This is a genomic window from Mycobacterium sp. 852002-51057_SCH5723018, assembly GCF_001667035.1.
Lineage (GTDB): Bacteria > Actinomycetota > Actinomycetes > Mycobacteriales > Mycobacteriaceae > Mycobacterium.
Genome location: NZ_LZIR01000050.1, coordinates 1 through 10,873 on the forward strand (window position 1 = coordinate 1; position 10,873 = coordinate 10,873).

The window sequence follows — 10,873 nt, forward strand, 5'->3', positions numbered from 1 at the left end:
GCCGATGGCGGTGCCGTCAATCACAGAGCTACCTGGCCGACCGGCCGCGACCGTGGCACCGGCTCCGCTGCCCCCAGCCCCACCCGTGTAGCTGCCTGCCCCGGTCCCCCCGACCGCACCGGCTCCGCCGGTGGCGGCGCCGTCAGTGACGGTGCCACCGTTTTCGCCTTCGACAGTGCCGGTGCCGCCGTCACCGCCCGCGCCGCCGCCCGGTCCGGTGCCGCTGGCGCCGCCGGCCCCGCCGGTAGCTCCAGTGCCGGTGGTGGTGACGGTGCCGCCGTTGCGGGCATCGACGATGCCTTCACCGCCGTAGCCGCCGACGCCGCCCACGGTGCCGGCACCGCCGGCACCGCCGGTGGCGGTGCCGGTAGCGGAGCCGCCGCTGAAGGCCTGGACCTGGGCGCCGCCGCCGTAGCCACCGGTGCTGACTGCCCCCGTAGCCCCACCGCCCGCACCACCGGTCGCCGTACCGGTCGCAGCGCTGCCCACACCATCGGCGATGATGCTGCCGGCACCACCGGCACCACCGGCACCGCCAGCCCCGCCGGAGGCGCCGGCCCCGCCTGCGCCACCAGTTGCGGCCGTGTGGGTGCCAGAAGCGACGCCAGTGGCGGCGCCGCCATTGGTGGCGGTGATGGAGCCAGCACCACCGATGCCACCGGTCGCACCATCCGTACCACCGCCACCGCCGGCCCCGCCGGTCGCGCTACCGGTCGCGGTGCTGCTTGCCCCATCGGCCGAAACGGTGCCCGCGCCACCTGCGCCGCCAGCCCCGCCCGCACTGGTATCGGTGCCCGCACCGCCGGCACCACCAGCACCACCAGTGGCGGTGTCTACGGCGCCGGTCACCGCGCCACCATTAGTGGCAGAGACGGTGGCGGCGCCACCGCCGCCGCCGCTCGCGCCCGCGGCTGCGCCTGCGTCGCCGCCGGCCCCACCGGCCCCACCGATCGCGGCGCCGTCAGCGACAGAACTCCCTGGACCGGTGGCGGAGACGTTGGCGTAGCCGCCGGCACCGCCGACGCCGCCATGGTCGGCGCCGCCGCGGCCGGCGACCCCGCCTGCCCCGCCGGTGGCGGCGCCGTCAGTGACGGTGCCGCCGTAGGTCGCGCGGACCATGCCGTTGCCGCCGGCCCCGCCGTTGACGACGGTAGGCCCTCCGCCGAAGCCGCTGTCGCCGCCCGCGCCGCCGATGCCGGTGCCGCTGGCGGCGCCGTACTTGCCATAGACAAGGCCGAAGCCACCGCCGCCGCCCTTGTGGCCGTCGTAGCCGACACCGCCGGCCCCTCCGGTGCCGACGCCCGAGGCTGAGCCGCCGACGTAGCCGACGACGCCACCGGCGCCCCCGACACCGCCGGTGCCGCCGGTGACGCCGGCCCCACCGGCACCGCCGGTGGCGATGCCGTCAGCGGTGCTGCCCGTCCCGGCGGCTTGGGCAATGCCGGCGCCCCCGACGCCGCCTACGCCACCGGCGTAGCCGGCGCCGCCGGCCCCGCCGGTGGCGGTGGCACCAGTGACGGTGCCACCGGCGCTAGCACCGACGATGCCGGAGCCGCCGAAGACACCGCCCAACCCGCCGGCCCCGCCGACCCCGCCGTCGTAGCCGGCGCCCCCGACGCCGCCGGTGGCGGTGCTGTCAGTGACGGTGCCACCGGCGATAGCACCGACGATGCCGGAGCCGCCGGCCCCGCCGGTAGCGCCGTTGGTGCCGCCGGCCCCACCGGCGCCGCCGGTGGCGGTGGCACCGGTGACGGAGCTGCCCGCGCCGTCGGCGGGGACGAAGCCTAAGCCGCCGGTGCCGCCGGCCCCGCCAGCCCCAGAGGCTGTGCCGGCGCCGCCGGCCCCGCCGGCCCCGCCGGTCGCGGTGCTGTCAGTGACCGTGCCACCGTTGGTGGGTTGGACCAGGCCGCCTCCGCCGCCACCACCGCCGCCGCCGCCGTAGCCGAGTCCGGCGTCCGTCCCCGCGGCGCCCGCGCCGCCGGCCCCGCCGGCGCCACCGGTCGCACCGGCACCGACACTCGCGCCGGTCCCGCCGGCGCCACCCTCGCCACCGGAGCCGAACACGCCGCCGTCGGTCCCCACACCGCCGTGGCCACCCGTGCCGCCGGTACCGCCGGCCTGCGCGATCCCGTCAGGGCTGCTGAGGCCCTGGCCATCGCCGCCTCGGCCGCCTTGACCGCCGGTGCCACCGGCGCCGCCACCGCTGCCGTTGATACCGGCGCCGCCGCTGCCGCCGGTACCGCCGTTACCACCCTGGAAAGCCTGGTCGGCGGTGCCGCCGTTGTCGCCGGCGCCGCCGGCCCCACCAGTGCCGCCGGTGCCACCCACACCGTTGGCCCCCGCAGCGCCGCTGAAGCCGAACAACCCGCCGGAACCACCGGCACCGCCGGCACCGGCGTTCCCGCCCGTGCCGCCGGTCCCGCCGCTACCGCCGACCGTCCCAAAGTTCACGCCGGTGCCACCGTCTCCACCGGTTCCGCCCATGCCGCCGGCACCCCCGACACCGCCGGCACCACCAGAACCCAGGATCCCGACGTTGGTGCCCCCGGCCCCGCCCTGACCGCCGACGCCGCCGGCAAAGCCTTGAGCACCGGTCCCGCCGGGGGTCGAGCCGCCACCCGCAAAACCGGCCGCGCCGGTATCACCGACACCGCCGGCCCCGCCGGCACCGCCTTGCCCGGCGGCCCAGCCCACCAGCGCCCGATCGGCACCACCAACACCACCGGTGCCACCGTTGCCGCCCGCCAAGCCGTGGCCCACACCCGAACCGCCGAGACCCCCGGCCCCACCAGCGCCGCCGAAACCACCCAGCAGACCCCCGGGGCCACCGTTACCGCCGAGCCCGCCGGTCCCCGCGGCGCCGCCGGTACCGCCGGCCCCACCAACACCGCCATTGCCGAACAAGCCGGCCGACCCGCCGGCTCCTCCAGCGCCACCGGTCTGCCCGGTCGCGGTGCCGTTCGCCCCCGAGCCACCGTTACCGCCGTTGCCAATCAACAGCCCGCCCGGCCCACCAGCCTGCCCGGTCCCCGGCGCACCGTCGGTGCCGTTGGCGATGAGTGGGCGTCCCAACAACGTATTGGTGGGCGCATTGATCGCACCCATAATGTCGTCCTCCAGCGTCTGCAGCGGCGACGCGTTGGCGGCCTCGGTGGCCGCGTAGAGGACTCCACCGCCGTTCAGCGCCTGCACAAACTGGTCATGAAACCCGGCGGCCTGCGCAGTCGCCGCCTGAAACTCCTGGGCGAAGCCGCCGAACAACTTTGAAATCGCCGCCGACACCTCATCCTGCGCCGCGACCACAATCTGCGTCGTCGCCGGCGCGGCCGCAGAACTCGCCGACGTGAGCGCCGAACCGATTCCAGAGAGGTTCTCGGCCGCCGAGGCAAAAGCGTTAGGCGATGCAAATACGAAAGTCGACATTTTCAGTCCTTATCCCACGAGAGGAGGTCGGCGCCGGGAGCCCGTCCTTCACAACGGCTTGCACGATACACCCGTATCGCATGCTTTTGGCGGCCGTTTTGGCAAACTTGGACCAATCAATTTCACAAGGCCGAAAAAGTGAAAGCGGCGGCTTTCGGATGACGATAGCTGTGTGTATAGCGAGTCAAAGTGGCGCGGCGGTTCCGGCGGACGCGGCGCAAAACCGCTGGGAACGTGCTCAATCCGCGCGCCTCGGCCGCAACATAGGGTGGGGGCCGGCCGACAAATTACATTCTTTCGCCTGCGCAACCTGGCGCCGGAATACGAAACAACGTCGCCGCCCGTGGTAGACAGCAAATTTTTGATTTAGCGAGAAATACGCTACGGCACATAGCTGAGATTGACGTGCACCACCCATGCCAGCACGCCGTCGGGCCGGGCGTTTGCCCTTCCGGCACACGTGTGGTGAAGCGATATGCCTTGGGTGGGCACAGCATAGTGTTAGCTGAGCTTGACACCGCAAACGCACAAAGCGGTCTGGCTGCCGATGCGGCCCGCCAGAGAACCGGCCAGTCACCATTTGCCGGAGTGAAATCGGTCCATTGCGGCCAGTTATTACACATTATTTAAAGCAATAATTAACGACGTCGAGAGCCGGCCGATCCCGAGCCGAAGGCAGCCCCCGCAGAACTCCCGCCCCGTCGGACCCCTCACCTACAGTTGCTGCTGTGTTCGTCGTCGGCGACAGCATCGTCTATAGCGCATCGGATCTCGCGGCCGCGGCGCGCTGCGAATACGCCCTGCTTCGGGACTTCGACGCCAAACTCGGCCGCGGCCCCGCCGTCACCGTCGAAGACGAACTGCTCGCGCGCACGGCCACCCTGGGCACCGAGCACGAACGGCGCCGGCTCGACAGATTGCGCGACGAGTTCGGCGACGGCGTCGCGATCATCGGCCGCCCCGCCTACACGCTGGCCGGGCTGACGGCCGCCGCCGAGGCAACGCAACGCGCCGTCGCCGACCGCGCCCCGGTGGTGTATCAGGCCGCGATGTTCGACGGCCGGTTCGTCGGCTTCGCCGACTTCCTGGTCTTGGACGGCGAGCGGTACCGCGTCACCGACACCAAGCTGGCGCGCTCGCCCAAGGTCACCGCGTTGCTGCAGCTGGCGGCCTATGCCGACACGCTGGCCGGCTCGGGTGTCCCCGTCGCACCGGACGCCGAATTGGAACTGGGCGACGGCACCGTCGTCCGCTACCGCATCGGCGACCTGATCCCGGTCTACCGTTCCCAGCGTGCGCTGCTGCAGCGGCTGCTCGACGAGCACTACGCCGCGGGCACCCCGGTGCGCTGGGACGACGAGGGCGTAAGCGCGTGCCTGCGCTGTCCCTTGTGCACCGAGCAGCTGCGCGCCGCCGACGACCTGCTACTGGTCGCCGGAATGCGAATCAGCCAGCGCGACAAGCTCGTCGACGCCGGGATCAGCACGGTCGCCGAGCTGGCCGACCACGCCGGCCCGGTGCCCGACCTCGCGCCCACCGCCCTTGCGAAACTGATCGCGCAGGCCACACTTCAAGTCCGCCAACGCGATACCGGCACCCCGCAGTTCGAGATCGTCGACCCGCAGCCCCTCACGCTGCTGCCCGAGCCCGACCCCGGCGACCTGTTCTTCGACTTCGAAGGCGACCCGCTGTGGACGGCCGACGGTCACGAGTGGGGCCTGGAATACCTGTTCGGCGTCCTGGAGGCCGGGGGGAACTTTCACCCGTTGTGGGCGCACAACCGGCTCGACGAGCGCAAGGCGCTCACCGCCTTCCTGGCGATGGTGGCCAAGCGCCGCAAGCGCCGACCCAACATGCACATCTACCACTACGCGCCGTACGAGAAGACCGCGCTGCTCAGGCTCGCCGGACGGTACGGGGTCGGCGAGGACGAGGTCGACGAACTGCTGCGCAGCGGGACGCTGGTCGACCTGTATCCATTGGTGCGCAAGAGCATTCGTGTCGGCTCCGAGTCGTTCAGCCTCAAGGCGCTCGAGCCGCTCTACATGGGGGCGCAGCTGCGCGCCGGTGACGTCACCACGGCCGCCGAATCGATCACCTCGTATGCCCGCTACTGCGAGCTACGCGCCGCCGGCCAGTTCGACGAGGCGGCATCCGTGCTCAAGGAGATCGAGGACTACAACCACTACGACTGCACCTCGACGCGGGAACTGCGCAACTGGCTGATGATGCGCGCCTACGAGGCCGGCGTGATACCCATTGGCGCCCAACCGGTTCGCGAGGGCAACACCGTCGAAGACCGCGACCAGCCGGCGATGACTCTGTTGAGGTTCACCGGCGACGCCGGCGTCGACGATCGCACGCCCGAGCAGACGGCGGTGGCGCTGGTGGCCGCGGCGCGCGGCTATCACCGGCGCGAGGACAAACCGTTCTGGTGGGCGCACTTCGACCGGCTGAACTTCCCCGTCGACGAATGGGCCGACGACACCGACGTCTTCCTCGCCGACAGCGCGTCGGTCAGCGTCGACTGGCACACCCCGCCCCGCGCGCGCAAGGCGCGGCGGACGGTGCAGCTGCGCGGGAAGCTGGCCCGCGGCGACCTGACGACGAACGTCTTCGCGCTCTACGAGCCCCCGGCCCCGCCGAGCGTGACCGACAACCCGGACCGGCGCGCGGCCGGCCGCGCCGAAGTGATAGCGGTCGACGATCCGGCGGTACCCAGCGAAGTGCTCATCGTCGAGCGAGTCGGCAGTGACGGCAACGCTTTTCACCAGCTGCCGTTCGCGCTTACCCCCGGGCCTCCGATCCCCACCACGGCGCTGCGGGAGTCGATCGAAGCGACCGCCGCCACCGTCGCCGCCGGGTTGCCGGCGCTGCCGCGCACCGCCGTCGTCGACATCCTGCTGCGCCGCGCGCCCCGCACCCGCAGCGGCGCCCCGCTGCCCCGCAGCGCCGACACCGTCACCGACATCACCGCCGCGGCGCTCGACCTCGACGCGTCGTACCTGGCGGTGCACGGGCCGCCGGGGACCGGCAAGACGCACACCGCCGCCCGGGTGATCGGCCGATTGGTCACCGAACACGGCTGGCGCGTCGGCGTGGTGGCGCAGTCACACGCCACGGTGGAGAACCTGCTGGACTGCGTGATCGACGCCGGCCTGGATCCGTCGCGGGTGGCGAAGAAACGCTACGACCGCACCGCCCCGCGCTGGCAGGAGATCGACGGCAGCGAATACGCGGCGTTCATCACCGATCATCCCGGCTGCGTGATCGGCGGCACCGCATGGGATTTCGCCAACGCCAACCGGGTACCGCCGGGCAGCCTGGACCTGCTGGTGATCGACGAGGCGGGCCAGTTCTGCCTGGCCAACACCATCGCCGTGGCGCCGGCGGCGGCCAACCTGTTGCTGCTCGGCGACCCCCAGCAGCTGCCGCAGGTCAGCCAGGGCACCCATCCCGAACCGGTCGACACGTCCGCGCTGGATTGGCTGGTGGACGGCCGGCGCACGCTGCCCGACGAGCGGGGCTACTTCCTGGACCTCTCGTACCGGATGCATCCGGCAGTCTGCGCCGCCGTCTCGGCCCTGGCCTACGAGGGACGACTGCATTCCCACGAATGCACCGCCGCGCGCCGCCTCGACGGGTACCGGCCCGGTGTCCAGGTGGTTTCGGTTGAACACCAAGGCAATTCGGTGGACAGCCCCGAGGAAGCCGACGCGATCGCCGCCGAGGTCGGGCGCCTGCTGGGCCGGCCGTGGACCGACGAGCACGGCACCCGGCCCTTGACCGCCGGCGATGTGCTGGTCCTCGCGCCCTACAACGCCCAGGTGACGCTGGTGCGCCAGCGGCTGAGCTCGGCCGGCCTCGGCGCGGTCCGGGTGGGCACCGTGGACAAGTTTCAGGGCGGCCAGGCGCCGGTGGTGTTCGTTTCCATGACGGCCTCGTCGGCCGATGTCGTGCCGCGCGGAATCTCCTTCCTGCTCAACAGGAATCGGCTCAACGTCGCGGTCAGCCGGGCACAGTACGCCGCGGTGATCGTGCGCTCACGGTTGCTGACCGAGTACCTGCCCGCGACGCCGGCCGGCCTGATCGACCTCGGCGCATTCCTGGCGCTGACGCGGCCTACCTAGAGTGCCGGCCGTAGCTGGTGGGGTCCTCGTCGGGGTCGGGGCGGTACCGGTGCGGGCGCGGCGTGACCATAGGTCGCAAACGCTGGCCGCCTTCCACACGAGAGCCGTTGTGCGCATAGCCGATCGGCGCGGCGCGCGAAACCCGCTCGCCGAGCAGACCATGCCACGAATCGACGTTGTCGCTGTGCCGGACCTCGGCGGGCGCCGGGCGAGGGCGCGCGACCCGTTCCGCCGCGGGCTCGGCGTCGATGTCTCGCTCGTACCCCCGCCGCGGCACTGCCGAGGGTGTCGGTTCGCTCTCCGGTTCCCGCAGGAGCAGGAATTCGACGTAGTCGTCATCGTCGACGTAGTCGTCATCGTCGGCGAAGTCGGCGTCATCGGGGTAGCCGTCGCCCGCCGACGCCGAAGGCCGCAAGCCGACTAGGCACAGCGCGGCGACGATCCCGAACAACGCGATGAATGCGGGCAACAGCACCGACTGCGACATCGCGGCCGAGAACGGATCGCGCAGGAACTCGGGCAGTTGCAAGACGACACCGCCCTCGCCGGGGGGCTCGGCGGGCCGCTGCGGCGGCATCTCGGCGCCGATCCGCGAGGTCATGAACGCGGCCATGCCGGCGCTGCCCAGCACCGCTCCCAGCTGGCGGACCGAGTTGTACACGGCGGAACTGGCGCCGGCCAGCTGCGGCGGCAGGTTGCGGGTCGCGGTGGCCGTCAGCGGCGACCACACGAACGCCATCCCGCCGCCGATCGCGAAGAACGGCAGAACCAGCCGCCAGATCGGCGTGTCGGGGGCCATCTCCAACGCGAGCCACGTCAGCCCCGTCGCCAGCAGGGAGAAACCGAAACCGAGCACGGGGCCCGGGTGGTATCGGTCGACGATCCGGCCGGCGAACGGCGCGAGCACCCCGCTGGCGACCGCCATCGGCGCGATCAACAGCGCCGAGCGCGTCGGCGACAGCCCGCACACCGCCTGCGCGTAGAACGGCAGCGGCACCATCAGCGACGTCGCCGCGAACGACACGACCGCCACCCCGACGTTGCACACGCTGAAGTCGCGGTCCCTGAAGATGTCCAGCGGAATCAGCGGCTCTCCACGATTCACCGCCTGCCAATAGGCGAAGGCCGACATGAACCCGACGCCGGCGACGATCAGCGCCCAGATCCAGGGCTGCCAGTGGGCGGCCGGCCCCTGTTGCAAACCGAAGACGATCAGGAACATGCCGGCCCCGGACAACGCGACGCCCACCAGGTCGAACCGGTGCGTCTGGGTGGGCAGCACCGGGACCAGCCACACGGCCAGCGCCACCCCGACGATGCCGATGGGGATGTTCACGAAGAAAATCCACTCCCAGCCCAGCGCGTCGACCAACGCGCCGCCGACCAGCGGCCCCACCAAACTGGCGACGCCGGCGGTGGCGCCCCACACGCTCGCGGCGACACCGCGCCGCTGCGCGGGGAACGTTCGGGTGATCACCGACAGGGTCTGCGGGGTGAGCACCCCGGCGCCCACCCCTTGCACGACGCGGGCGGCGATGAGCATGGCGACGCTGCCCGACAGCCCACACCACAGCGAGGCGGCGGTGAATATCACCAGCCCGATCAAATAGAGGTTCTTAGGGCCGAACCGGTCGCCGAGCCGGCCGGCGACCAGCAACACCACCGCATACCCGAGCAGATAAGCGCTGGTCACCCAGACAACGGCGTCGTATCCGGTGTGCAGGCCGGCCTTGATGGTCGGATTGGCGATGGCGACGATGGTCGAGTCGACCATGATCATGAAGAACCCGATCATCATCGCCCATAGCGCGTTCCACGGGTTTCCGCTGTGCGACAACGCGGTGACGCGGTTCAGGAGGCCGGCGCGGCTTGGCCCCGCGCGCCGGGTCGCCCCGGGCGACCGTGGCGTCGCCGTGGTCATCCCACCACCCCGCTTCAGCTCCCCACGAGGAATGCCTGTCTGGTCGACTTGCCTACCCGCGAGCAGCGGCCCGAATCAACACCGACCTCTATCCAGCCTGCATTATTGCCGGTGAGCCGATCGGCCGCGCAGCCGCGGCGCTAATGGTGAGACTTTCCGCTCGCCCCGGCGTTCCGCGGCGGGCAGGTTAGCCTGGAAGGACGCCTTTCGAAGGAGAGGCCAGACCCACCAACAGGATGAGCAAGATGCGGGGCCGACGGAGAAAAGCTTCACAGATGTCTGAGCCGGGCCGGGCGACGGCCGCAACGGGCGGCCGCCCCAAGGCGTCCGCGCGGGCGTTGGCGCAGGTCATCGAGCGGAGCTCGCGGATGCAGGGTCCGGCGGCCGAGGCCTACGTGTCCCGCCTGCGGCACACGTACCCGGGCGCGAGCCCTGCCGAGATCGCCACCAAGCTGGAAAAGCGCTACGTGTCCGTCGTCACGGCCAGCGGCGTGGCGGTGGGCGCGGCCGCGACCATCCCGGGGATCGGCACCTTGAGCGCGCTGTCCGCGGCCGCGGCCGAAACGGTGGCGTTCCTCGAGGCGACCGCGCTGTTCGTGCTGGCGCTGGCGGTGGTCTACGGCATTCCCGCCGACCACCGGGAACGGCGCCGCGCGCTGGTGCTGGCGGTGCTGGCCGGCGACGACAGCAAGCACGCCGTCGCCGAACTGGTCGGTCCCGGCCGCACCAACGGCGGCTGGATTTCGGAAAGCGTGGCCACGCTGCCGCTGTCGTCGATGTCGCGGCTGAACCAGCGGTTGCTCAAGTCGTGGGTCAAGCGGTACACGGTGCGGCGCGGCGCGCTGCTCTTCGGCAAGATGCTTCCGGTCGGCATCGGCGCGCTGGTCGGCGCCGTCGGCAACTACCTGGCGGGCAAGAAGATCGTCCGCAACGCTCGCCGCGCGTACGGCGCCCCGCCCGCGCGGTGGCCCAGCCCGCTGCGGTTGTTGCCCCCGATCCATGAAGCCGGCTAGCGGCCCATCTCACCCGTACCCGGTCACGCTCGCGAATTACGGGCAAACGGTTAGCCTTAGTGGGGCGGAAGCATGAAGAACCGCCGCGCGTGTGAGATGCCCCACGCACCGGGGCGCAGAAAGTCGCGGGCGCCGCGCAAAAGCGCTTGCAGAGCATAGGAATTGAGGCGAACAGCGGCCGTGAGCAACGTCAGTTCACCATTCGGTCAAAACGAATGGCTGGTCGAGGAGATGTACCGCAAGTTCCGCGACGACCCCTCGTCGGTCGATCCGAGCTGGCACGAGTTCCTGGTCGACTACAACCCGGAGTCCGCCTCCGAGGCGGCCCCCGCCTCGACGGCCCCCGCTGATGAACACGCCGACGCCCCCGCCCCGCAACCCAAGCC

At 71.6% G+C, this 10,873-nt stretch carries 5 protein-coding genes; 3 read left to right on the top strand and 2 right to left on the bottom strand.

What is annotated here, in order from left to right:
* Positions 1-3,423: PE family protein (locus A5764_RS29840; protein ID WP_304441323.1), on the bottom strand; the 3,423-nt coding region annotated here is incomplete at its 3' end.
* A gap of 728 nt (positions 3,424-4,151) precedes the next feature.
* Between A5764_RS29840 and A5764_RS11225 the strand changes: the two genes are divergently transcribed.
* Positions 4,152-7,553, top strand: a complete 3,402-nt coding sequence (locus A5764_RS11225) for a TM0106 family RecB-like putative nuclease (RefSeq protein ID WP_067113138.1) — start codon at positions 4,152-4,154, stop codon at positions 7,551-7,553.
* Here the strand turns inward: A5764_RS11225 and A5764_RS11230 are convergent.
* Positions 7,546-9,474: an MFS transporter gene (locus A5764_RS11230; RefSeq protein ID WP_082951647.1), complete on the bottom strand. Its 1,929-nt coding sequence runs from the start codon at positions 9,472-9,474 to the stop codon at positions 7,546-7,548. The two genes, A5764_RS11225 and A5764_RS11230, sit on opposite strands and share 8 nt — an antisense overlap.
* 245 nt (positions 9,475-9,719) lie before the next feature.
* Here A5764_RS11230 and A5764_RS11235 point away from each other — a divergent pair, with 245 nt between their 5' ends.
* On the top strand, positions 9,720-10,487 hold the full coding sequence (locus tag A5764_RS11235; protein ID WP_369807306.1) for a hypothetical protein: 768 nt from the start codon (positions 9,720-9,722) through the stop codon (positions 10,485-10,487).
* A gap of 180 nt (positions 10,488-10,667) precedes the next feature.
* A partial coding sequence (locus tag A5764_RS11240; RefSeq protein WP_156664621.1) for a hypothetical protein occupies positions 10,668-10,873 on the top strand: 206 nt, incomplete at its 3' end.